The organism is Streptomyces sp. NPDC001231, assembly GCF_042896885.1.
Taxonomy (GTDB): Bacteria; Actinomycetota; Actinomycetes; order Streptomycetales; family Streptomycetaceae; genus Streptomyces.
This window is the reverse complement of the sequence record NZ_JBIAXS010000002.1, coordinates 144,137-166,804: the sequence shown is the minus strand read 5'-3', so window position 1 is coordinate 166,804 and position 22,668 is coordinate 144,137. Positions and strand designations below refer to the sequence as shown.

Below are 22,668 nucleotides of genomic sequence, written 5' to 3'. Positions count from 1 at the left end.
ACCGGGACCGGGTGCCGCAGGGACCGACGGCCCGCGGTGATCAGGGGCGCCGGGGCTCAGCCGTTCCAGGCCGGGTGCCGAGGGTCGTCGGCGCGTACCAGGACATCGGCGGTGCCGGCCGGGTCGGTCTCGGCGTCGTAGCGCTCGAAGGCGGGCAGCGTCCAGTGCTCGGCCTCCGGGGTACGGCGGCGCAGGGCGCCCGGGGAGAGGAGGACGTGGACGGTCAGGTCGAAGGGGAACCAGTGACGCAGCAGGAGGGGGCCGTGCAGCAACAACAGGGCGCCGGGCGGGAGCTGGACGTAGGCACTGCGGGTGGCGCGGTCGGTGACCGGGTCCCGCAGGTCGGGCAGGACGCGTCCGTCACCGCCGGGTTCGAGCGGGCCGAAGACCTCGCGCCACAGGGCGCCGGTGTCGAGCCAGCCGTTGTAATAGGACTCCTCGTCCCGGTGGCCGTGTTCCAGCCGGAGGGAGGCCGGGCGCAGGAAGCCCTCGGTGCCCACGACCAGCGCGGGGCGGCCGAGCGGCCGCAACGCCTCGGCGACGCGGTGCGCCAGGTCGCCCGGGAGGGCGGCGGGGGCACCGTCGAAGGCGATGCGAGGCCAGGGGCTGCCGTCGGCGGGCTTCAGGCCGAGCAGGCGCTCGGCGAGGAGGTCGCCGAGCCGTTCCCAGGTGATCGCTTGAAGACGCACACGGCCCATGATGCGTCAGGGCGGAAGCGGGGTGCGGCGGGAGGAGCGTCCGGGTACGCGCCCAGGGAATGTACGTCGTATGGCCCCGCGTACGGCCGCGCTCCCGGTCCCCCGGCCGGCCGACGGCCTCCTCGTCCTCCAGCCGCTGCGGCGCAAGCACTGTGCCACGTGCCGGCGCGGCCCGCTGCCGCTGCTCGTGCTGGAGGAGGGGGTGCCGCGGTGCCTGGACTGCGCCGACCTGGGGCACCTCGTCTTCCTGCCGCGCGGCGACACCGCGCTGACGCGCCGGTCGCGGGAGGAGAGCGCGCTGTCGGCGGTGGTGGTGCGGTTCAACCGGCGCAGAAGCCGGTACGAACGGCAGGGCGTCCTCGTCGAGGAGGCGGCACTCGCCCGCGCGGAGCTGCGGTGCCTGGCGGATGCCGAGGCGCGGCGCCGTCGCCGCGCGCGCGACGCACGGCGGCGGGCGGCCGAGGACATACGGTTCGCGGACGCGTTCGCGGCGGAGATCCTGCGGCTCTTTCCCGCCTGCCCTCCGGACCGAGCGCGGGCCATCGCCGGGCACGCCTCCCTGCGCGGCAGCGGAAGGGTCGGTCGCAGCGCGTCGGGGCGTGCCCTGTCCGAGACCGCGGTCACCTCGGCGGTCGCGGCCTCCGTACGCCACCTGGACACGCCCTACGACCGGCTGCTGATGAGCGGGGTGGCGCGGCCCCAGGCTCGGCAGCGGATCAGGGCCGACGTGGACTCGGTGCTGGGGGCCTGGCGGGAGCAGAACCCGAGCGCGTAGCACCCGCCCGAGCCGGCGGCTCCGCACGTACCGCACCACGGACAAACCCAGCTCCGCGCCCCGCACCACGGACAAGCCCAGCCACACACACCGGCACCACGGACAAGCCCAGCCACACACACCCCGCAGCACGGACATACCCGGCTCCGCGCGCCCCTCGCGACGGGCATACCGGGCTCGGCACCTGGGGCCCGGCGGTCGTATCGTGGCCGGAAAGAGGTGGTGCCCGAGGCAAGGGGGACGGCCATGGCCGATCCCAAGGGTTTCATGACCACACCCCGCCAGGAGTGGCCCCGCAGGCCGGTCGAGGAGCGGGTGCGGGACTGGCACGAGGTGTACGTGCCGGGCGGGCTGCTTCCGATCATCAGCAAGCAGGCCGACCGGTGCATGGACTGCGGGGTGCCGTTCTGCCACGAGGCCTGTCCGCTGGGCAATCTGATCCCCGAGTGGAACGACCTGGTGTCCCGGGAGGACTGGCGGGCGGCCGCCGACCGGTTGCACGCGACGAACAACTTCCCCGAGTTCACCGGGCGGTTGTGTCCGGCGCCGTGCGAGGCGGGGTGCGTGCTGGCGATCAACCAGCCCGCGGTCACCATCAAGAACGTCGAATGCGCGATCGCCGACCGGGCCTGGGAAGAGGGGTTCTCTCCGCCGCGCCCGCCGGACCGGCTGTCCGGGCGGACCGTCGCGGTGGTCGGATCGGGGCCGACCGGGCTCGCCGCGGCCCAGCAGCTGACACGCGCGGGACACACGGTCGCCCTGTACGAGCGGGACGACCGGCTCGGCGGGCTGATGCGGTACGGCATCCCCGCGTTCAAGATGGAGAAGCACCATCTGGAGCGGCGGTTGGAGCAGATGCTGGCCGAGGGGACGAAGTTCCGGACGTCGACGGAGGTCGGGCGGGACGTCGGGGCCGGGGAGCTGCGGGCGCGCTACGACGCCGTGGTGATCGCCACGGGTGCCACGGCCTGGCGTGAACTACCGGTACCAGGGCGAGAGTTGGCCGGAATCCATCAGGCGATGGAATACCTGCCGCTGGCCAACCGGGTGTGTGAGGGCGACGTGGAGACCTCACCGGTGTCCGCGGCCGGCCGGCACGTCGTGATCGTCGGCGGCGGAGACACGGGAGCCGACTGCCTGGGCACGGCGGTGCGGCAGGGCGCCGCGTCCGTGACCCAGCTGGACATCTACGCCCAGCCGGGCGCGGAGCGCGACGACGACCTCGAGCCGTGGCCGACCTACCCGAAGATCTACCGGCTGTCGCCCGCGCACCAGGAGGCGGGCGACCTGGGCACGGCGCCGGTCGCGGACGCCGACGCGCGGCTGTTCGCCGCGTCGACGCTCCGCTTCGCCGGTGACGCCGACGGGCATGTCCACGAGCTGCACCTGACCGAGGTGGACGCGGCACGGCGCCCCCTGCCGGGCACCGAGCGCACGCTCCCGGCCGATCTGGTGCTGCTCGCACTGGGTTTCTCCGGCCCGTCCCAGGAGGACGGCCTCATCGACCAGTTGGGCCTGCGGCTCACCCCGCGTGGCACGATCGCCCGCGACCCCGCCTTCGCGACCAACGTCCCGGGCGTGTTCGCCGCCGGGGACGCCGCCCGCGGCCAGTCGCTGATCGTCTGGGCCATCGCCGAGGGCCGCGCGGTCGCGGCGGCCGTGGACCACCACCTGACGGGCGTCTGGAGCCTCCCGTCCCCGATCGGCCCGTACGACCGTCCGATGCGGGTGTGATGCCGGCGGCGCCCCACCCCGGCCGACGGCGCCCCACCTGGTCGGCGGGGCGCCGCGGACGTCACTCCGTCATGGCTTCCGAGCCACCGCCCCGTAACCCGGGATGACTCCGTCGTCCTGGCCCGGGACCGGTTCGCCCAGCTCCGGGTGCCACTTGTGGACGACCTCCACGCCGGGTTCGACGAGTTCCAGGCCGTCGAAGAAGCGGGTGAACTCCTCGCGGGTGCGGAGGGCGAGGGTGACGCCTCCCGCCTTCAGTTTGGCCGTGGCCGCCGCCGACTCCTCCGGGGTGAAGTCCGAGGTGGCGTGGGTCATCATCAGGTAGCTGCCGGAGGGCAGTTCGGCGAGGAGACGCGCGACCAGGTCGTGGGCGCCGTCCTCGTCGGTGATGAAGTGGAGCAGCGCCACCAGGGACAGGGCCACGGGTTGGCCGAAGTCCAGGACCTTCCCGGCGCCCTCCAGGATCGTGGCCGGGTCACGGACGTCGGCCTGCACGTACTCGGTGATGCCCCCCGGGGCGCTGCGCAGCAGGGCCGCCGCGTGGGCCAGCACGATCGGATCGTTGTCGCAGTAGACGACACGCGCGTCGGGCGCGACCGACTGGGCTACCTGGTGCAGGTTCGGCTCGGTGGGTATGCCCGTGCCGATGTCCAGGAACTGCCGTACGCCCTGGCCGGCCAGCCACCGCGTCGCCCGGTGCATGAACGCGCGGTTGACCCTGGCCATCACCGGCACCCGCGGGTCGAGTGCCAGCATCTGCCGGCCCAGTTCCTCGTCGACCGGGTAGTTGTCCTTGCCGCCGAGGTACCAGTCGTACATCCGCGCGGGGTGCGGCTTGCTGGTGTCGATCTCGGTCATACGGCACCTCGTAAGCATCTGGAATGAGCAGTGGTCATGATCAAGTCAGTACCAAGATTAGGGAGTTGAGTTAGCCAACAGACAGGGTTGTTCAGGTCAGCAGGAAGTCCGCCTCTCCGGCCTTCGCGCCCTCGATGAATGCCGTCATCTCGTCGGTCGTGTAGATGAGGGCCGGTCCGTCCGGGTCGGTGGACTGACGGACCGCGATCCGGCCGTCGTCCAGCTTCATGGCCTCCAGGCAGTTGCCTCCATTGCCCCCGCTCCACGGCTTGTGCCAGCCCTCGCTGCCGAGTTCACCGGCGGGCATGCCGTTGTAGATCCCGCGGCGCAGCCGCGGCTTGGGCTGGGACGTGATGCGTTCCATTCACAGCTCCTTGCGGAAATCCCGGAGGATCTCCTTCGTGCGATGTGCAGTAGCGGCCTGCGCCGCCATGCGGTCCATGACCTCGAGGTGGCTCGCCACCTCCTGACGCGCGTCCAGGTAGACCGCGCCGGTCAGGTACTCGCTGTAGACCATGTCCGGCAGTTCGGGCATGGCGAATCGGAACAGCACGAAGGGCCCGTACGTGCCGGCGTGCGGCCCCGCGGAGAACGGGGCGACCTGCAACGTCACGTTGGGCAGTTTCGCGGCTTCCAGCAGCCTGTCGATCTGAGCACGCATCACCTCGGAGCCGCCGACCTGCCGGCGCAGCGCGGTCTCGTCCATCACCACCCAGACCCTGGGGGCGTCCGGACGGGTGAGCAGATCCTGGCGTTGCATGCGCAGCGCGACATGGCGCTCTATGTCCTCGGGGCTGGTCTGGCCGACGGCGCCGGACTTGAGCACTCCGCGCGCGTAGTCCTCGGTCTGGAGCAGTCCGGGGACGAAGTGCGGCTCGTAGGACCGGATGAGGGCGGCGGCACCCTCCAGGCTGACGTACATCGAGAACCAGCCCGGCAGGATGTCGTGGAACCGCTGCCACCAGCCCGGCTGGTTGGCGTCCTCGGCCAGCCGCATGAAGGCCTCGGCCTCCTCGTCGGAGACGCCGTACGCCTTCAGCAGCAGTTGGAGGTACGGGATTTTGAGGGCGACCTCGGCCATCTCCATCCGGCGCACGGTGGCGGGGGCCACGTGCAGGATGCGGGCGGCCTCCTCACGCTTGAGCCCCGCGCTCTCCCGCAGGTCCAACAGGCGCCGGCCGAGCACGACCTGCCCAACTGTGGGCGCGGACCGCGGCTCGCTCACACTCCACCTCCACTGACCCAAGAGCGAACTGTAAGGACGGACGTGAGGATTCAGGAGGTTCCCGTCATGAATCCCGCACATCCCTCGGAAACCGTTCGAAAATCCGGCGGACCCGGCGCTCTCAACTGGCGCCGCTCGACGTGCTGTTGCGAGCAGTGTGCCATGGCCTCCGAGCGCGTCACCAACACTCTGCAATTTTCAGAGTGCCACTTGCCAAGTGTTCACGGCGGGGCGATAGTGGCAAGCGTGATTCCGTCTCCGCCCTTAGGAACAGACGCCGCCGCGAGCCCGCTGAGCCGCGGCGCGAGTACGGGAGCGGGCCCCGGCGGGGCCGTTGCCGAGCGCCGGTTCCGTTTCGAGCTGGCCGCGCATCCCGGTTCCCCCGCGCGGGCCAGGCGCCTGACCCGGACCCGGCTGACCGGCTGGTCCGTGTGCGAGGACACCTGCGACGCGGCGGCCCTGGTCGTCTCCGAGCTGGTCACCAACGCCATCGTGCACACCGCCAGCAGGCAGATCGTGTGCGAGCTGCAGGACGAGGACGAGCTGGTGCGCATAGCCGTGCGCGACGAGGGATGCGCGCCGGGTGAGCCGCAGCCGTCGCCGCGGCAGCCCGAGGAGGAGCACGGGAGGGGGCTGCTCCTCGTCGACGCCATGTGCCTGGCCTGGGGAGCCCATGAGCAGGGCACCGGCCTGGTGGTGTGGGCAGAGCTGCCGCGCCGTTCCGCGCCAGCCCGGAGCGACCTGGGCTGGGGCGCCCGCCCCAAGCCGGCCCCTGCCCGCGACACGGACGACAAGAACGGAGCGCAGGCTCACGGCCAGGCGTACCGGCAGACGCATCGGCAGGCACATCACGGAACGGGGACCGCATGGCTGTGACCGGCGCCGGCTCCTTGGGCGGCTCGGGCCAGTCGCTCAACCTGGACACGCTCGTACGCCTGGGGCGCCTGCGCACCCACGGCGCACCCCGGCGGCTGTCCGTACCCGAGGGCATGACCGTCCCCCTGGGCTGCGACGCGGTCGCGATCCCCGCCCGCCTCGGCCCGAAGCTCATGCCCCGGCTGCCCCGCGTGGGCTGCGTCTTCGCCGACCGAGCGCACTGGTGGTGGATCGTCCCCGCGGACTCCGACTACGCACTGCGCTGGCCCGCCCCGGCCCACTACTCCCCGGGCGCGACGCTCCCCGCCTCGCCGACGCCGCCCATGCTCGTGCACCGCCCGGCGGGCACGATCCCCTACACCCCGCCGATCCCCCTCTATCTGGCCCTGTGCCGGATCACCGGGACGACACCGGCCTGGTCCCGCACGGTCAGCGCGTAACCGACAGGACCGATCCGGTCGCCGGCTGCCGGGTCACGCCTTGGCGCCACCGCCGGACTCTCCGCCCCGGACGATCACCAGGAACGTGTCTGTCGCGAGGTCCATGACAACCTCGGCGGGCAGGCCTTCCAGACGCCGCGCATGCGCGAACTCCTCCGCCGGCCACGACCCGCGCGGACCGCCGGCGGGAAAGCGCTCGAGCACCGTTCGCCCGTTCACCCTGCACCTCCACGTTCAATGCTGTACTTGCAGATTTAAACGCCTCGCAGGGGGCGAACGCCTCTCCTGGTGACCCTACTGAGACGTACGTGACATCAGTTCACCACCAAGGGTGCGTCCCACTTCACATTTCCGGGCGGTACGAGCACCATCCGCGCCGATCCGCGTACACCCCGTGTTCACCCTTGCGCCACGCGGACACGCCAGTGCCCCGTGACCCAAGGCGAGGGTCACGGGGCACCGCCACCCTCAGTGCCGAGCGGCGAACCCGACGAATTCGGCCCAGGCCTCCGGCTCGACGATCACCGCAGGACCGGCCTTGTCCTTCGAGTCGCGCACGTGCGTGGCGCCCGACCAGGAGGCGACCTCGACGCACTCGCCGCCTTCGCCGCTGCTGTAGCTGCTCTTGACCCAGGCCGACTCGGGTACAGCGTTCATGTCTCTCCCAGCAACTTCTCACCTGCGCGTCGAGGTCACGGACACCCGCACCGAGCGACTGCCCACGCGCGGGGAGCCGTGTCCTGACGGGGAGTCGGGCCGCGGCCTGCTGCTCGTCGAGGCGCTGTCGGACGACTGGGGTGTGGCTCCACGGCCCGCCGGTCCGGGCAAGACCGTATGGGCGGAGTGTGCCTGCCCCGTATGACCGGCATGCCGTGCGGGCCCCAAGTGGACCCCATACGTGCCGACTTGGCGGACGTTGTCGTGGGCACGATCTCTGCATTCCGTTCCATGAGCGTTCAACTCGTCGTCCCCGCACGGGTCGTGTGCCGTCCCTACGGTCCTTGAGGCCTGTGAAGGAAGGGACTCATGGACACACTCCTCGCGATCCGGGCGCGTGGGACGACCAAGTGTTTCGGCGATGTCGTCGCGCTCGACGGCGTCGATCTGACCGTGGAGCGGGGAAAGATCCACGGCTTGGTCGGACCGAACGGCGCCGGCAAGACGACACTGCTCGGCCTGCTGCTGGGTCTGGCCGTCGCCGACAGCGGGTCCCTCGAAATCCTGGGGACGCCGGTCGGGCGGGCGCTCGCGGCCCCCGACGGTGTCGCCGGGTTCGTGGACGGGCCCGGCCTCTACCCCTCGCTCACCGCACGGCAGAACCTCGCCGCGCTGGCCGCTCTGCGCGGCCTCGACGCGCGGACGGCGGGGATCGACGACGTGCTCGACCAGGTCGGGCTCACCGATGTCGCCGACGACCCGGCCCGCGGCTTCTCCCTCGGGATGCGTCAACGGCTGGGACTCGCCGCGGCCCTGCTCACCAAGCCCCGGCTGCTCGTGCTCGACGAACCCGCCAACGGCCTCGACCCGGCCGGCAAGAAGCACGTGCACGGTGTCCTCACCCGGCTCGCGGCGGACGGGACCTGCGTCGTGCTGTCGAGCCACCGCATGGAGGACCTGGAGGCGCTGTGTTCCGAGGTCACCATCCTGGCCACCGGCCGGGTCGTCTTCTCCGGCCCGCTGAGCAAGCTGGCCGCCGAGAACCGTGAACTCGACTACCGGCTGCTCACCTCCGATCCCCGGACCGCCCGCCGACTGGCCGCCGGCACGGCCGGGATCCGCGTCGCCGATGGCGCCGGGGCACGGCACGGCGCCGAGACGCTCGTCGTACGCGCGCCGGTGCCCGCTCTCGACGAACTGGTGGTGCGGCTCGTGGGCGCGGGCATCGCGTTGCGCGAACTCGCCCCCGTGGTGTCGCCGTTGGAGGCCGCGTTCCTCGCCCTGACCGAGCAGCAGGAGGCCGGCCGATGACCGCGACCGCCACGCACGAGCACGTCGCCGGTGCCCGCCACGTCCCGGTGGCCCGCGCCTACCGCTTCGAACTGGTCAAGCTGGTCTCGCAATGGCGGATCCGCCTGCTGGTCCTCGCCTGCTGGATCGTGCCGGGACTCTTCGTCGCCGCGGTGAGCCTGCAGAGCACGCTCCCCTCCGACACACTCTTCGGCCGCTGGATGCACGCCACCGGATGGGCCGGACCGCTGGTGATGCTCGGTTTCGCGGGTACCTGGGCACTCCCGATCCTGACCTCGGTGGTCGCCGGGGACGTGTTCGCCGCCGAGGACCGGCTCGGCACCTGGCGCCATCTGCTCGTGGCCGTCCGTTCGCCCCGGCGGATCTTCGCGGCGAAGGCTCTGGCGGGTCTCACCGTCATCCTGCTGCTCGTCGCCGGACTGGCCTGTTCCAGCACGGCCGGGGGCGTCCTCGCGGTCGGCAACCAGCCGTTGGTCGGCCTCGACGGCCACCTGCTGACGCCGGCGGACGCCGCCGGCAAGGTCCTCCTCGCCTGGCTCTGCGTGCTCGCCCCCACCCTGGCTCTCGCCGCGATCGGACTGCTCGGGTCCGTCGCGCTGGGGCGGTCCCCGATGGGACTGCTGCTGCCCGCGCTCGCCGCGCTCGCGATGCAGCTCGCCCAGATGCTGCCGCTGCCGGTCGCCGTGCGCCTCGCCCTGCCCGGCTACGCCTTCATCGCCTGGAACGGCCTGTTCACCAGCCCGGCGCAGCTCGGCCCGCTCCTGATCGGCACCGTGGTCGCCCTGGTGTGGGCGGTGGCCGCCACGGCCCTGGCGTATCTGCTCTTCCTGCGGCGCGACTTCACCAACCCGGCCTACGACGGCTCCGGGCGGCGCGCGATCACCACCGGACTCCTGCCGCCGGCCGGGCTGACCGCCCTCACGGTCGCGGTCGTCGCCGTGGCGACACCGTCGGCGGGCTCCGGAATCGAGCAGGACAAGGTGCAGCGGTCGGTCGCCACGGCGTTCGCGCACCTCTACCGCATGCAGACCGAACAGCTCAACCGCCCAGCCGTCACCGAGGCGCAACTGCGGGTCTCGGCGGCGTGCGACAAGGGCGGCGGCCAGGTCGCCGCACGGGGGCCGGGCAACGACTGGCGCTGCGTCGTCACCTGGCATCTCCCCGGCGTCGAGGCCCCGGGGACAGCCATCTACCAGCTCGACGTCACCGCGGACGGCCGGTTCGTGGCCGACGGCGACGGACCGAAGGAAGTGAACGGCTACTTCCTGGTGCGGACCCCGACCGGGGACACACCGAACCCGCTCTGGCAGTTCGACGGCAGCGTCGAGCTGCTCAAGACCACTTCGAAGGGATGATCCATGCAGGTAACTCGGCGCCGCCGGCATGTCGGGGAGAAGCAGGTCGGCTTGCTCGGCAGACACTTCAACCGCCGGACCTCGCTGGTGACGGCGTGCATCGCCACGGCCGCGCTGGTCGTCTCCGGTACCGCTTTCGCCGAGACGCACCAGTTCGGCACCCAGCAGGTCGGCCAGATGACCGATCAGGGCCTGGTCGTCTCCAGTGACCAGTACATCGCCCCGTACGGCGACCGCCTCGTCATCGACAACGGCAAGATCATGTCGTCCTCGGTCAGTCCGGACGGCACCCACGTCGCGGCCTCGGTCACCGACGGTGGAATGGCGCTCGCCATCGTGGACCTGAAGAACTGGAAAGTGCAGCAGCTCGTCGGCAACAACGCGTCGGCGAATCCGCGCATCAGCGGCAACGACGTGGGCCAGGAAGGCCCCACGTACTCGCCCGACGGCTCGCAGCTGTGGCTGGGCCAGGCCGACGGCTACACCAGGTTCACCGTGAACCCGGACGGCAGCGTCGCCAACCCGACGTCCGTCAAGATCCCGGCGGACGGGTCCAAGCGCGCGCTGGTGGGTGCGGCGGTGTTCTCGGCCGACGGCTCCACCGTGTATTCCGCGGTCAACGGCCAGAACCGGGTGGTCGCCATCAACGCGGCTACCGGGGCCATCGAGCGGAGCTGGGCCGTGGGCAACGCCCCGCGTGGCATGGTCCAGGTCGGCACCAAGCTCTACGTCAGCAACGAGGGCGGGCGTCCGGCGAAGCCCGGCGACACCACGATCAACTCGTACGGCACCCAGGTGCCGGCCGACCCGAAGACCGGTGCCACCACCACGGGCACGGTCAGCGTCATCGACCTGGCGGACCCGACTGCCGCCGTCGGAAGCGTGGACGTCGGTCTGCACCCGACCGCCATGTACGCCAAGAAGGGGGCGGTGTTCGTCACCAACACCGCCACCAACGACGTGTCGGTCATCGACACGCGCCGCAACAAGGTCGTGCAGACCATCGCCACCCAGCCGTGGCCGGAGGCGTCGGTGGGCTACCACCCCAACGCGGTGACGCTCACCGACGACGGTCATCTGCTGGTGACGCTCGGCGGCGCCAACGCGGTCGCCGTCTACCGGTACACGTCCGCGCAGGAGCCGGTCAGCTACGTCGGATTGCTCCCGACGGACTACGTCCCCGCGGAGATCGCCACCGTCGGCAACGAGGTGGTGGTCTCCAACACCCGTGGTATCGACGCCCGCCGCCCCACCAACAGCGCCGGGCACGGCACCCACGACACGACGTCGAGCGTGCAGCGGTTCACGCTGCCGGACGACCACGTCATCAAGTCCGAGACGGCCAAGATCTTCAAGCGGAACGGCTGGACCAACGGCTCGGTCAAGCTGGCCCGGGGCAAGGGCCTGGGCCGGACCCCGGTGCCGGTCCCGACGAAGCTCGGCGACCCCTCGACGATCAAGCACGTCTTCATGATCGTCAAGGAGAACCGGACCTACGACCAGGTCTTCGGCGACATTCCGCAGGGCAACGGCGACCCCTCACTGACGCAGTTCGGCGAGAACGTGACGCCGAACCAGCACGCGCTGGCCAAGCAGTTCGGGCTGTACGACAACACGTACGACATCGGCACCAACTCGGCCGAGGGTCACAACTGGCTGATGCAGGCCGACAACCCGGAGTACACCGAGTCCTCGGCCGGTGAGTACGTGCGCAGCTACGACACCGAGGACGACGCTCTCGGCCACCAGCGGACCGGCTTCCTCTGGAGCGGTGCGCAGGCGGCGGGCAGGACCGTACGAAACTTCGGCGAGTTCCACCAGTTCCTGACCAAGCCGGCGGACGCGACCTGGCAGAACCTGTACTGCGACAGCAAGAACATGGAGGCGACCGGTCAGGACACCGCCTACACCCTGAAGTCGTCCTCCCCGATCCCGTCGCTCAACGACGTGTCGGTACCCGGCTTCCCGAAGTACGACCTCAGCGTCCCGGACGTCTACCGGGCCCAGATCTGGAAGCGTGACTTCGAGAAGAACGGGCCGGCGAACCTGAACATGTTCTGGCTCTCCAGCGACCACACCGGCGGTCCGGCGAGCGCGGCCGCTCAGGTCGCGGACAACGACCTCGCGGTCGGCAAGATCGTCGACACGATCTCGCACAGCAAGTACTGGAAGGACTCGGCGATCTTCGTTGTCGAGGACGACTCCCAGGCCGGCCTCGACCACGTCGACGGCCACCGGGCCCCGATCCAGATCATCAGCCCCTGGGCCCAGCACGGCACCGTCGACAGCCGCTACTACTCACAGATCACGATGATCCGCACCATCGAGCAAATCCTCGGGATCCACCCGATGAACCAGAAGGACAGCGCGGCCAGCCCGATGCGTGGGGCGTTCACCGAGCAGCCGGACTTCACGCCGTTCACCGCTCTGCCCAACCGGACCCCGCTCACCGATGGTGTGAAGACCGCGCCTTCCTGCGGTCTGGACACCCCGGCGCCGCAGAACCCCAAGGCAGCGGCCGTGGCGCCGGCGACGGTGCCGGCGGACCAGCAGGCGGTCGCGGCGAAGTGGGACAACTGGAAGTCGAAGCAGCGGCTGACCGGTCCCAACGCCAAGCCCGACTTCGCGAACCCCGCCCAGATGAACCACTTCACCTGGTACGAGACGCACGGGTGGAGCAAGCCGTACCCCGGCGAGAAGAAGATCTTCGCGCCGGAGGACGTGCCGGGCGCGTACATCCCGTCGCCGGAGTCGGACGGCTGACGGCTGACGGCTGACGGCTGACGGCTGACGGCTGACGGCTGACGGCTGACGGCTGACGGCTGACGGCTGACGGCCGCATGATCGCGTGATCGCGTGAAGGGGCCCCTGACCGGCGGCGATGCCGGTCAGGGGCCTTTGCGGCTCCGCTGAACCACGTCCAGGTGCCGGTGATAATTCGGCTGCGCCGTCGAGGGCGGGGGCGCATGATCGGGAAGTCGGCGGTCGTGCCGGAGGCAGAAGAAGGTGACGGGGCGTGGGTGTGGTGAGTGGTGTCGTGCTGCGGCGGGCCGGTGCGGCGGATGCGCGGGACGCCGCCGACGTGTGGCTGCGGTCCTTCGCCGCCGCGCTGCCGGGCGTTGTGAGGCCGCACTCCGACGACTCGGTGCGCGCCTGGTTCCGGGAGGTGGTGGTGCCGCGACAGGAGACCTGGGTCGCCGAGGCCGGCGGTGGCAGCGGCGTCGTGGGGGTCATGGTGCTCGACGACGACATGCTGGAGCAGTTGTACCTCGACCCGGACTGGCGTGGACGCGGCCTCGGCGACCGTTTCGTCGCCCTCGCCAAGGAGCGCGGTCCGCGGGGCCTTTCCCTGTGGACCTTCCAGGTCAACCGGCCCGCCCACCGCTTCTACGAGCGCCACGGCTTCGTGGCCGTCGAGTTCACCGACGGCAGCGGGAACGAGGAGCGGGAGCCGGACGTGCGGTACGTGTGGCGGCCGTGAGACCGGGCCGGGCCGCCTAGTGCCGCGGCAGGCAACGTTTGCCCGTAAAGGAGCGGTGTCCGGTGCGTGCTCTGGGGGTTCCCCTGCTCGAAGAGCTTGGGGGAGTGCCGGCCGGAAGTCCTCGTACTGGACGTACTTGGGCTTCCGGCCGGTGCGGCGAGAGGGCGTGCCGGGCGTCGCGACGGGGCAAACGTTGCCTGTCGGGGCACTAGAAACTAGGTCCTGGCGTACTTGTCCGTCGCGGCCACCAGGGCCTCCACCACGCCCGGTGCTCCCGAGTCGTGGCCGGCCTCGTTCACGACGGTCAACTCGCTGTCCGGCCAGGCCCGGTGGAGGCGCCAGGCGGTGCCGAGGAGGTTGCCGAAGTCGAGGCTGCCCTGGACGAGGGTCCCGGGGACGCCCTTGAGCCGATGGGCGTCGCCCAGCACCACGCCCTCGTCATTGCCCTCGCCGAGGAAGTGGTCGTTGCCGAAGTAGTGCGTGACCGTACGGGCGAAGCCCCTGCGGAACGCGGGGTCCTCGTAGCGCTCGACGGAGCGGGGCGGAGCGGGGACGATCGCCGTCTCCCAGTCGGTCCAGGCGCGCGCGGCCCGCTCGCGCACCGCCGGATCGGGCGACTCGATCAGCCGGTTGAAGGCGGCCGCGAGGTTTCCGGCGCGGTCCGGCTCGGGCAGCTCGGTGAGGAACCGCTCGAAGGCCTCGGGGAAGACCCTCCCCAGGCCGTGGGTCAGCAGGGTCACCTCGGGGTTGGAGCCGGTCGCGATCCCCGTCAGCACCAGCTCGGAGACCACGCCGGGACGCGTCTGCGCGTAACGCAGCGCCAGCACCGATCCCCACGAAGCGCCCCACACCAGCCACCGCTCGACGCCCAGGTGGCGCCGGAGCAGCTCCAGGTCGGCCATCAGGTGCTCGGTCGTGTTGACGCTCATGTCGGTGCCGTACACGCTCGCGTGCGGTGTGGAACGGCCGCAGCCACGCTGGTCGAGCAGCACGATCCGGTACGCGGCCGGGTCGCAGTAGCGCCGGTGGCCCGGCGTGCACCCGGAGCCCGGCCCGCCGTGCAGCATCACCGCCGGCTTGCCACGGGGGTTGCCGCAGACCTCCCAGTAGACGCGGTTGCCGTCGCCGACGTCGAGCATGCCCTGGTCGTACGGTTCGATCTCCGGATACAGGCCCATCGGGGCACCGTAACGGGCGTACGGCGGCCGCGTCGTCTCATTTCCCCAGGTGACAGGGGGCTACCGCACCGGAAGCCCTGCCACTTGGGCCGCCGTCCGCAGGACGTCCCGGAGCATGCCGGGGGTGAGTCTTCCGGTGAAGGTGTTGCGCTGGCTGACGTGGAAGCAGCCGAAGAGGTCGAGGCCGTCGAGGGACACCCGGGTGCCATGGGCGAAGGGCGGGCGGGGGCGGGGTACGGGCCAGCCGGCTTCGGTGAAGGCCGGGAGGGCCGCCTGCCAGCCGAAGGCGCCCAGGACGACCGCGGCGCGGAGGGTGGGGCGCAGCAGGGTCAGTTCCTGCACCAGCCAGGGGCGGCAGGTGTCGCGTTCGCCGGGGGTGGGTTTGTTGGCGGGGGGCGCGCAGTGCACGGGAGAGGTGACGCGTACCCCGTACAGCTCCAGGCCGTCGTCTGCGGAGGTGGAGGTGGGCTGGGAGGCCAGGCCCAGCTCGTACAACGCCTCGTACAGCACGTCGCCGGAGCGGTCGCCGGTGAACATGCGGCCGGTGCGGTTGCCGCCGTGCGCCGCCGGGGCCAGTCCGACGATCAGCAGGCGGGCGTCCGCCGGTCCGTAGCCCGGCACCGGACGGCCCCAGTACGTCCAGTCGGCGAACGCGGCCCGCTTGGTGCGGGCCACTTCCTCCCGCCAGGCGACCAGCCGCGGGCAGGCCCGGCAGCCGGCGATCCGCTCGTCGAGGGCGGCGAGGCTGCTGCTGTCCATGGCTCCACGGTAATTACCTCCGGGCCGGAGCGGTCGGACCGCTAAGGTCGGATGCATGGCTTCGCAGGACGACCGAGACGTGGATCCGAAGACCGCCGCCGCCGTCGCCGCCGCCGAGGCGGCCGGGCCGGCGAGCGGGGAGAACGTGCGGATCGACAGCTGGATCTGGGCCGTCCGGCTGGTCAAGACCCGCTCCGTAGGCGCCACCGCGTGCCGGGGCGGGCATGTCCGGGTGAACGGGGAGCGGGTGAAGCCCGCCCACTCGGTGCGCGTCGGCGACGAGGTGCGGCTGCGGCACGAGGGCCGCGAGCGGATCGTCGTCGTCAAGCGGCTGATCCGCAAGCGCGTGGGCGCTCCCATCGCCGTCCAGTGCTACGTCGACAACTCCCCGCCGCCCCCGCCCCGCGAGGCCGTCGCCCCGATCGGCATCCGCGACCGCGGCACCGGCCGCCCGACCAAGCGTGACCGCCGCGAGCTGGAACGCCTGCGGGACCCGGGGGGTCCGGGTGGTTCCGGAGCCAGCCCGGGGAGCCGTCCCAAGGGGCGGTGACGCCGTTCCGCGCGCGCCGCAGTCCGGGCGCGCCGCGGTCCGGACGGTCGTGCCCGTCACGCCTGCCGCCGCACCAGCCGCAGCAGCCGCGCGTTGTGGTCCCGACGGGCCCAGGCGATGACCGCCAGCGGAACGATCAGGACGATCGGGGTCGCCGCGTTCTGCCCGTCGAAGGCGGTCAGCTGCACGATGAACGCCCCCACCATCAGCGCGCTCAGCGCCACCGCCGAAACCGACTGGAGCACCGGAACCAGCAGCGCCACGCCCCCGGCCAGCTCCAGCACCCCGATGCTGTACATCCCCGCGCTGCCCCAGCCCATCTCGTCGAAGATCTCGACCGCCGTCGGGTGCGCGATGAGCTTGGGCAGCGCGCTGGCGAACACGAAGAACAGCCCGAGCAGCACCTGCACGGCCCGCAGCGTGACACGGGCTGCGCGGCGGCCGGAGACGGGCGTCTCGGCGGCGACGGACGCCGGGACTGACGTGGTGGGTGCGATGGGCGCGGTGCGCTCGGACATGTGGGTCTCCCTGTGTGCGGCGATGAGCAACGGCTGTCGTGCTTTCGCAGGGATAGACCGGCCCGCGCCCCGGAACTCATCGCTGTCCGGGCTCCGTCAAGGACACTCCTTCCGCACCTCCGGCACCGCCCGCACCCACGTCCCGTCCTCGGTCAGATACCTGTCCACCCTCAGGCCCGCCTCCGCCAGCGCCTCCTCGAACTCCTCCTCGGTCAGCGGCCGGGACCTGAAGGTCTGGGTCCAGGTCGCGTCCGGGAACACGTACTCCGCGCGCACCGTGTTCACCCCGTCCCCGACCGGCTCGGCCGACAGGATCCGCACCGTGAAACCCGCCGGGTCCATCCGCTCACGCGGCACATTGATGTGGTAATCGCCGCCCTCCCTCTGGATCAGTACGCAGCCGTCCTCCGCGACATGCCGTGCGCAGGTGCGCAGCAGCCCTCGCCGTACCTCGGGGTCGCCCGTGTGCACCAGGAACGACGCGAGCACCACGGCGTCGAAGGTCTCCCCCACGTCCAGACGCTCGATGGGGCTGCATATGGTCCGTGCCCCGCGCACCCGCTCCAGCATGTCCGGTGACTCGTCCACCGCCGTGACGGTGAAACCGCGCTCCAGCAGCGGACGGGTCACGCGGCCCACACCGCAGCCCAGCTCCAGGATGTGCGCGCCCGCGGGCACGGCCGCGGCGATGACGTCCGGCTCGCTCCCCACGGGCAGCCGCGCGTACAACTCCACCGCGCAGCCGTCCGGCGTGATCGCTCCCGGTCCCGTCCCCTGATGGCCCTCGCGCATTCTCAGCTCCATACCCGGACAACGGCCCGCCTCCGTACGGCCGTTCCCCTCCCAGCCTGGTTCACCCGTCCGAGTGAGGCCGGCACGGCTTTGGAGTGCGGACCGGGCGAGAGTTACGTTGCAAGGAGGAGTGGAGATCGGCGATGCGTACAGGCAGTGAACCCGCCACCGCGCGCAGTGCCCTGCGGGCGCGGTTCTGGCTGAGTGTGTGGGGGCTGGTCTGGGCGGGCTTCGGCACGGTGATCTTCGTGCTGGTCGGACGGCCCGGTTGGGCGGCGGCCTGCGGGGTGCTGTGGCTGGTGATGGCCGTCGACCTCACGGTGGTCGTCCGGCACCTGCGACAGGGTCGGCACTACCAGCCGGGGCGGGACGTACCGCCGTACTGGCCGCCGGACGACCGACAGCGGTAGCCGCCGGCCGCCGGCCACGCGAAGGATGGCCGGCCGCGGGCGGCCGTCAGGTGTCGAACCGCGCCCGTTGCAGGTACTCCGGGTTCGGGTCGAGCGCGGCGGCCAGCCGGAAGTGGCGTCTGGCCTCGTCGGGGCGGCCCTGTCGCTCGTAGGTGCGGGCGAGCGCGAAGTGCGCGTACGCGTTGTCCGGTTCACGCTCCAGCACGATGGTGAACTCCAGCTCCGCGGGCCGGAGCTGGGCGGCAGCGAAGAAGGCGCGGGCACGCAGCAGCCGGGCCGAGGTGTTCTCTGGATGGGCGGCTATGACCCGGTCGAGCAGCTTGACCGCGCCCCGCGGGTCCCGCGCGGCGAGCAGCTTCTCGGCGGCGCGGTAGTCGATGACGTGGGTCTCCGGAGTACGTTCGGGCACGACTGCTTCCTTCCCTCGCCGAGCTGGTTCAACGCCCCGGCCGGGCAGCCCTATTCCTGGGATCCCTGTTCCCGGTACGCCCGACGGGGTGTGTGCGCCCTGCGGACCAGCTCCGCCCAGACCTCCCGCACCCGCCGCTCGAGCCGCTCCAACGGTACGTCGTTGTCGATGACGATGTCCGCGATCTCCAGGCGCTTCTCACGGGCCGCCTGCGCGGCCATGCGCGCGCGTGCGTCCTCCTCGGCCATCCCGCGCAGCCGCAGGAGCCGGTCGAGCTGGGTCGCCGGGCTCACGTCCACGACGATCACAAGGTCGTAGAGCGGGGCCAGGCCGTTCTCCGTGAGGAGCGGGACGTCGTGAACCACGACGGCGTCCTCGGCGGCGGCCTCCTCCAGTTCGCGGGAGCGGGCGCGCACCAGGGGGTGCACGATCGAGTTCAGGACGGCCAGCTTCCCGGAGTCGGCGAAGACGACGGAACCCAGCCTGGGCCGGTCCAGGCTCCCGTCCTCGGTCAGCACGTCCGGGCCGAAGGCATCGACGACCGCCGCGAGGCCGGGCGTGCCCGGATCGACGACCTCGCGCGCGATGCGGTCGGCGTCGATCAGCACCGCCCCGCACTCCACGAGCAGCCGCGACACCTCGCTCTTACCGGCACCGATGCCCCCGGTGAGGCCCACTCTCAGCATGGGCGGCAGCTTAGGCCCTGTCCCCGGCGGCCCGCCCGCCGGGCGGGCGCCACCTCTTGCCCTCCCCCGCCGGCTCACGCACCCCGCGTCAGTTCTCGCCCTCCCGCTCCGCCAGGAAGCGTTCGAACTCGCGGCCGATCTCGTCCGCCGACGGGATCTCGACGGGCTCGGCGAGCATGTTGCCCCGGGTCTCCGCGCCCGCGGCGGCGTCGTACTGGTGCTCGAGGCCCTGGACGAGGGAGGTGAGCTCCTCGTCGCCCTCGCGGATCTGCCGGTCGATCTCGGTCTGGGTGCGGTGGGCCTCGTTGCGCAGGGCGTGGGCGACGTTCGGCAGGACCAGCCCGGTGGCCGAGGTGATGGCCTCCAGGGCCGTCAGCGCCGCGTCCGGGTACGGGGAGCGCGCGATGTAGTGCGGCACGTGCGCGGCCACGCCCAGCACGTCGTGCCCGGCCTGCATCAGGCGGTACTCCAGCAGCGCCTCCGCGCTGCCCGGCACCTGCGCCTCCTCGAACGGGCTGCGGTGGCCCGGTACCAGGTCACTGCGGTTGCCGTGCGGGGTCAGGCCCACCGGGCGGGTGTGCGGGACGCCCATGGGGATGCCGTGGAAGTTCACCGACAGGCGTACGCCGAGACGCTCGACGATCTGCCGTACGGCCGCCGCGAAACGCTCCCACTCCACGTCGGGCTCGGGCCCGGACAGCAGCAGGAACGGCGCGCCGGTGGCGTCCTGGACGAGACGCACCTCGATGCCCGGCACCTCGTACTCGGTCCAGCGGTCCCGCTGGAACGTCAGCAGCGGGCGGCGGGCCCGGTAGTCCACGAGCCGGTCGTGGTCGAAGCGCGCCACGACCTGGTGGGGCTGCGAGTCCAGCAGCCGATCGACGATCTGGTCGCCGGTCTCCCCCGCGTCGATGTATCCGTCGAAGTGGTAGAGCAGGACAAGACCGGCCGACTCCTGGGCGAGCGCCATGTCGACGACGGCCAGACCCTTCGGCTCCCATGCGTACAAACCCTGCGGATCAAGCACTGTGTGACCGCCCCTCCTCGTATTCGTAGGTTCACAACGAGCTGTGGGACGTTCGCATTCCCCGTCGGCCGCAAGTGGCCGCGAGGTACTCCGAACAGCCCGAAGGGCCGCACCCGGAACGGGTGCGGCCCTTCAAGTCATCGGCTGAGCCTCAGCGGCTGGGCCCCTGTGCGGGAGCTCAGCTCTGGCCGCCGGCCAGCTTCTCGCGAAGCGCGGCCAGCGCCTCGTCCGACGCCAGGGCGCCGGAGCTGTCGCCGCCCTCGGAGGAGTACGAACCGCCGGACGCGGCCGGAGCGGCGGCCTCGCCACCCTCGGCAGCGGCAGCGGCGTCCGCCTCGCGGGACTTGATGACCTGCTGCTGGTGCTGCTCGAAGCGGGACTGCGCCTCGGCGTACTGGCGCTCCCACTCCTCGCGCTGCTTCTCGTAGCCCTCGAGCCAGTCGTTGGTCTCGGGGTCGAAGCCCTCGGGGTAGATGTAGTTGCCCTGGTCGTCGTAGGACGCGGCCATGCCGTACAGGGTCGGGTCGAACTCGACCGCGGACGGGTCGGCACCGAAGGACTCGTTGGCCTGCTTCAGCGAGAGGCTGATGCGGCGACGCTCGAGGTCGATGTCGATGACCTTGACGAAGATCTCGTCGTTGACCTGGACGACCTGCTCCGGGATCTCCACGTGGCGCTCGGCCAGCTCGGAGATGTGGACCAGACCCTCGATGCCCTCGTCCACGCGGACGAACGCACCGAACGGAACCAGCTTCGTGACCTTGCCGGGCACGACCTGGCCGATCTGGTGGGTGCGGGCGAACTGCTGCCACGGGTCTTCCTGGGTCGCCTTCAGCGACAGGGAGACGCGCTCGCGGTCCATGTCGACGTCGAGGACCTCGACGGTGACCTCCTGGCCGACCTCGACGACCTCGGACGGGTGGTCGATGTGCTTCCAGGACAGCTCGGAGACGTGGACCAGACCGTCGACGCCACCCAGGTCCACGAAGGCACCGAAGTTGACGATCGAGGAGACCACACCGGAGCGGACCTGACCCTTCTGGAGGGTCGTGAGGAACGTCTGGCGGACCTCGGACTGGGTCTGCTCCAGCCAGGCACGGCGGGACAGGACCACGTTGTTGCGGTTCTTGTCCAGCTCGATGATCTTGGCCTCGAGCTCCTTGCCGACGTACGGCTGGAGGTCGCGGACACGGCGCATCTCGACGAGGGAGGCCGGGAGGAAGCCACGGAGGCCGATGTCGAGGATGAGACCACCCTTGACGACCTCGATGACGGTACCGGTGACGATGCCGTCCTCTTCCTTGATCTTCTCGATGGTGCCCCAGGCACGCTCGTACTGGGCGCGCTTCTTCGAGAGGATCAGGCGGCCTTCCTTGTCCTCCTTCTGGAGGACCAGGGCCTCGATCTCGTCGCCGACGGCCACGACCTCGTTCGGGTCGACGTCGTGCTTGATCGAGAGCTCGCGGCTCGGGATGACACCTTCGGTCTTGTAACCGATGTCGAGCAGGACCTCGTCCCGGTCGACCTTCACGATGACGCCGTCGACGATGTCGCCGTCGTTGAAGTACTTGATCGTCTCGTCGATCGCGGCGAGGAAAGCTTCCTCGTTACCGATGTCGTTGACCGCTACCTGCGGGGTGGTGGCGGTGGTCTCGGTGCTGCTCGTCATGTGGGAAAGGGCTCCGGTACGGACATTGAAGTCGTAGGCACTGCTTACGCCGGGAGCCCGTTTCGCTCTGTAGAAGCCGGACAGCCAAGGAAGCGCCACATGAAACCGCTGGTGGCGCCTCGACAACCGAGGGGACATACAACAGATGCGAGCGCAGCCTGCTCCGTCTGAGGCGCGCAGGCCCGCAGCGCAACTTGTAGCATACGGGGGCAGCCGGACAGGGTCAATGCGCGAAGCCGCACAGCCGGGGCAGATCACCCCATATCCGGCAGAAAACCCGTCTCCCGAGGCCACGCAGACCCGAGTCGGTCCCTCTGTTGACAGTGCCGGGACCGGTCGGACGGGAGAGCCCGCAGATTAGTACGAGGGAGCCGATCATCCAAGAGTCAGCACCGTCCGAACAGTTCGAACCGGCCGAACCGGAGGCCACCCGGCGCGAGGCCGGTGCCGCGGAGAGCTCCCGGGCCAACCGGGGCTGGTGGGACCGCAACGCGGACGAGTACCAGATCGAGCACGGCACGTTCCTCGGCGACGACCGTTTCGTGTGGGGCCCGGAGGGCCTGGACGAGGTGGAGGCGGGGCTGCTCGGCGACCCCGAGGACCTCAAGGACAAGGACGTCCTGGAGATCGGGGCCGGCGCGGCGCAGTGCTCGCGCTGGCTGGCCGGGCAGGGCGCGCGCCCGGTCGCCCTGGACCTGTCGCACCGCCAGCTCCAGCACGCGCTGCGCATCGGCGGAGCGTTGCCGCTGGTGTGCGCGGACGCGGGCGCGCTGCCGTTCGCGGACAGCTCCTTCGATCTGGCGTGCTCGGCGTACGGGGCGCTGCCGTTCGTCGCCGACCCGCGCGCGGTGCTGCGGGAGGTGCGCCGGGTGCTGCGGCCGGGCGGGCGGCTCGTGTTCTCGGTGACGCATCCGATCCGCTGGGCGTTCCCGGACGAGCCCGGCCCGGAGGGGCTGTCGGTGTCCGGCTCCTACTTCGACCGCACGCCGTACGTCGAGCAGGACGAGGACGGCCGCGCGGTTTACGTCGAGCACCACCGGACCATCGGGGACCGGGTGCGCGATGTGGTGGCGTCGGGCTTCCGGCTGGTGGACCTGGTCGAGCCGGAGTGGCCGGCCTGGAACACCTCCGAGTGGGGCGGCTGGTCGCCGCTGCGCGGGAACCTGATCCCGGGAACGGCGATCTTCGTCTGCGTACGGGACTGAACGCGGGAGTGAGTGCGGGACCGAGTGACCGGGTGCGGGAGTACGGGACTGAGCG

The 22,668-nt window shown here is 71.2% G+C and carries 26 protein-coding genes; 12 read left to right on the top strand and 14 right to left on the bottom strand.

From position 1 onward, the window contains the following. Positions 1–56: 56 nt before the first annotated feature. Positions 57–698, bottom strand: coding sequence for a uridine kinase (locus ACFY3J_RS03500; protein ID WP_384180453.1), 642 nt, complete (start codon positions 696–698; stop codon positions 57–59). Positions 699–768: 70 nt separating this feature from the next. Here ACFY3J_RS03500 and ACFY3J_RS03495 point away from each other — a divergent pair, with 70 nt between their 5' ends. Next, positions 769–1,473, top strand: coding sequence for a DUF2293 domain-containing protein (locus ACFY3J_RS03495; protein WP_390840104.1), 705 nt, complete (start codon positions 769–771; stop codon positions 1,471–1,473). A 246-nt stretch (positions 1,474–1,719) separates the two neighbouring features. Continuing rightward, a complete protein-coding gene (locus ACFY3J_RS03490) occupies positions 1,720–3,207 on the top strand; it encodes a glutamate synthase subunit beta (protein ID WP_384180449.1) in 1,488 nt (495 codons plus the stop codon). A gap of 69 nt (positions 3,208–3,276) precedes the next feature. On the opposite strand, the gene ACFY3J_RS03485 is transcribed toward ACFY3J_RS03490, so the two are convergent. The 3 genes from ACFY3J_RS03485 to ACFY3J_RS03475 form a co-directional block, all read right to left on the bottom strand. Next, a complete protein-coding gene (locus ACFY3J_RS03485; RefSeq protein ID WP_390840102.1) occupies positions 3,277–4,065 on the bottom strand; it encodes an SAM-dependent methyltransferase in 789 nt (262 codons plus the stop codon). A 91-nt stretch (positions 4,066–4,156) separates the two neighbouring features. After that, positions 4,157–4,429, bottom strand: a complete 273-nt coding sequence (locus tag ACFY3J_RS03480) for a DUF397 domain-containing protein (protein ID WP_141361951.1) — start codon at positions 4,427–4,429, stop codon at positions 4,157–4,159. Further along, complete coding sequence (locus tag ACFY3J_RS03475; protein WP_384180445.1) at positions 4,430–5,290, bottom strand: helix-turn-helix domain-containing protein; 861 nt, start codon at positions 5,288–5,290, stop codon at positions 4,430–4,432. Positions 5,291–5,536: 246 nt separating this feature from the next. On the opposite strand from ACFY3J_RS03475, the gene ACFY3J_RS03470 reads away from it, so the two are divergent. Next, the gene (locus ACFY3J_RS03470) at positions 5,537–6,166 is read left to right on the top strand and encodes an ATP-binding protein (protein WP_390840100.1); all 630 of its coding nucleotides are present in this window, start codon (positions 5,537–5,539) and stop codon (positions 6,164–6,166) included. After that, positions 6,157–6,606 (top strand): hypothetical protein, encoded by a 450-nt coding sequence (locus ACFY3J_RS03465; RefSeq protein WP_384180441.1) that lies wholly within the window; start codon positions 6,157–6,159, stop codon positions 6,604–6,606. The genes ACFY3J_RS03470 and ACFY3J_RS03465 overlap by 10 nt, the downstream gene beginning before the upstream one ends. Positions 6,607–6,639: 33 nt before the next feature. On the opposite strand, the gene ACFY3J_RS03460 is transcribed toward ACFY3J_RS03465, so the two are convergent. Next, a complete protein-coding gene (locus ACFY3J_RS03460) occupies positions 6,640–6,825 on the bottom strand; it encodes a hypothetical protein (protein ID WP_141361935.1) in 186 nt (61 codons plus the stop codon). A 249-nt stretch (positions 6,826–7,074) separates the two neighbouring features. Continuing rightward, complete coding sequence (locus tag ACFY3J_RS03455) at positions 7,075–7,263, bottom strand: DUF397 domain-containing protein (protein WP_225074183.1); 189 nt, start codon at positions 7,261–7,263, stop codon at positions 7,075–7,077. Here ACFY3J_RS03455 and ACFY3J_RS03450 point away from each other — a divergent pair. From ACFY3J_RS03450 to ACFY3J_RS03430, 5 genes are all read left to right on the top strand, one after another. Then, positions 7,262–7,468 (top strand): ATP-binding protein, encoded by a 207-nt coding sequence (locus tag ACFY3J_RS03450; RefSeq protein ID WP_384180438.1) that lies wholly within the window; start codon positions 7,262–7,264, stop codon positions 7,466–7,468. The genes ACFY3J_RS03455 and ACFY3J_RS03450 overlap by 2 nt on opposite strands. A gap of 164 nt (positions 7,469–7,632) precedes the next feature. Next, positions 7,633–8,574, top strand: coding sequence for an ABC transporter ATP-binding protein (locus tag ACFY3J_RS03445; RefSeq protein ID WP_390840097.1), 942 nt, complete (start codon positions 7,633–7,635; stop codon positions 8,572–8,574). After that, on the top strand, positions 8,571–9,929 hold the full coding sequence (locus tag ACFY3J_RS03440) for an ABC transporter permease (RefSeq protein WP_390840095.1): 1,359 nt from the start codon (positions 8,571–8,573) through the stop codon (positions 9,927–9,929). Before ACFY3J_RS03445 ends, ACFY3J_RS03440 begins: the two co-directional genes overlap by 4 nt. A gap of 3 nt (positions 9,930–9,932) precedes the next feature. Beyond that, complete coding sequence (locus tag ACFY3J_RS03435; RefSeq protein ID WP_390840093.1) at positions 9,933–12,692, top strand: alkaline phosphatase family protein; 2,760 nt, start codon at positions 9,933–9,935, stop codon at positions 12,690–12,692. A 259-nt stretch (positions 12,693–12,951) separates the two neighbouring features. Further along, positions 12,952–13,410: a GNAT family N-acetyltransferase gene (locus ACFY3J_RS03430; RefSeq protein WP_390840211.1), complete on the top strand. Its 459-nt coding sequence runs from the start codon at positions 12,952–12,954 to the stop codon at positions 13,408–13,410. A gap of 215 nt (positions 13,411–13,625) precedes the next feature. On the opposite strand, the gene pip is transcribed toward ACFY3J_RS03430, so the two are convergent. Beyond that, positions 13,626–14,588: a prolyl aminopeptidase gene (pip, locus tag ACFY3J_RS03425; protein ID WP_384180430.1), complete on the bottom strand. Its 963-nt coding sequence runs from the start codon at positions 14,586–14,588 to the stop codon at positions 13,626–13,628. Between the two features lie 60 nt (positions 14,589–14,648). After that, entirely contained in the window at positions 14,649–15,347 is a 699-nt protein-coding gene (locus tag ACFY3J_RS03420; RefSeq protein ID WP_390840091.1) for a uracil-DNA glycosylase, read from the bottom strand. A gap of 55 nt (positions 15,348–15,402) precedes the next feature. On the opposite strand from ACFY3J_RS03420, the gene ACFY3J_RS03415 reads away from it, so the two are divergent. Further along, positions 15,403–15,897, top strand: coding sequence for an RNA-binding S4 domain-containing protein (locus tag ACFY3J_RS03415; RefSeq protein ID WP_384180426.1), 495 nt, complete (start codon positions 15,403–15,405; stop codon positions 15,895–15,897). Between the two features lie 56 nt (positions 15,898–15,953). Here ACFY3J_RS03415 and ACFY3J_RS03410 read toward each other — a convergent pair whose 3' ends face one another. Both ACFY3J_RS03410 and ACFY3J_RS03405 read right to left on the bottom strand, forming a co-directional pair. Further along, positions 15,954–16,415 (bottom strand): DoxX family protein, encoded by a 462-nt coding sequence (locus ACFY3J_RS03410; protein ID WP_390840089.1) that lies wholly within the window; start codon positions 16,413–16,415, stop codon positions 15,954–15,956. Positions 16,416–16,511: 96 nt separating this feature from the next. Beyond that, positions 16,512–17,207 carry a class I SAM-dependent methyltransferase gene (locus ACFY3J_RS03405; RefSeq protein WP_390840088.1) on the bottom strand — a complete coding sequence of 232 codons (696 nt, stop codon included), beginning with the start codon at positions 17,205–17,207 and terminating at the stop codon, positions 16,512–16,514. 143 nt (positions 17,208–17,350) lie between these two features. Between ACFY3J_RS03405 and ACFY3J_RS03400 the strand changes: the two genes are divergently transcribed. After that, positions 17,351–17,617, top strand: coding sequence for a DUF6343 family protein (locus tag ACFY3J_RS03400; protein WP_390840086.1), 267 nt, complete (start codon positions 17,351–17,353; stop codon positions 17,615–17,617). A 46-nt stretch (positions 17,618–17,663) separates the two neighbouring features. Here the strand turns inward: ACFY3J_RS03400 and ACFY3J_RS03395 are convergent, their stop codons facing one another. From ACFY3J_RS03395 to rpsA, 4 genes are all read right to left on the bottom strand, one after another. Next, positions 17,664–18,026, bottom strand: coding sequence for a tetratricopeptide repeat protein (locus tag ACFY3J_RS03395; RefSeq protein ID WP_141361911.1), 363 nt, complete (start codon positions 18,024–18,026; stop codon positions 17,664–17,666). A gap of 50 nt (positions 18,027–18,076) precedes the next feature. Continuing rightward, positions 18,077–18,712 carry a dephospho-CoA kinase gene (coaE, locus tag ACFY3J_RS03390; protein ID WP_384180419.1) on the bottom strand — a complete coding sequence of 212 codons (636 nt, stop codon included), beginning with the start codon at positions 18,710–18,712 and terminating at the stop codon, positions 18,077–18,079. Between the two features lie 88 nt (positions 18,713–18,800). Further along, complete coding sequence (locus ACFY3J_RS03385; RefSeq protein ID WP_141361907.1) at positions 18,801–19,739, bottom strand: PAC2 family protein; 939 nt, start codon at positions 19,737–19,739, stop codon at positions 18,801–18,803. A gap of 178 nt (positions 19,740–19,917) precedes the next feature. Then, positions 19,918–21,408, bottom strand: coding sequence for a 30S ribosomal protein S1 (gene rpsA / locus ACFY3J_RS03380; RefSeq protein ID WP_384180416.1), 1,491 nt, complete (start codon positions 21,406–21,408; stop codon positions 19,918–19,920). Positions 21,409–21,725: 317 nt separating this feature from the next. On the opposite strand from rpsA, the gene ACFY3J_RS03375 reads away from it, so the two are divergent. Further along, positions 21,726–22,613, top strand: a complete 888-nt coding sequence (locus ACFY3J_RS03375) for a class I SAM-dependent methyltransferase (RefSeq protein ID WP_384180414.1) — start codon at positions 21,726–21,728, stop codon at positions 22,611–22,613. Positions 22,614–22,668: the final 55 nt, after the last annotated feature.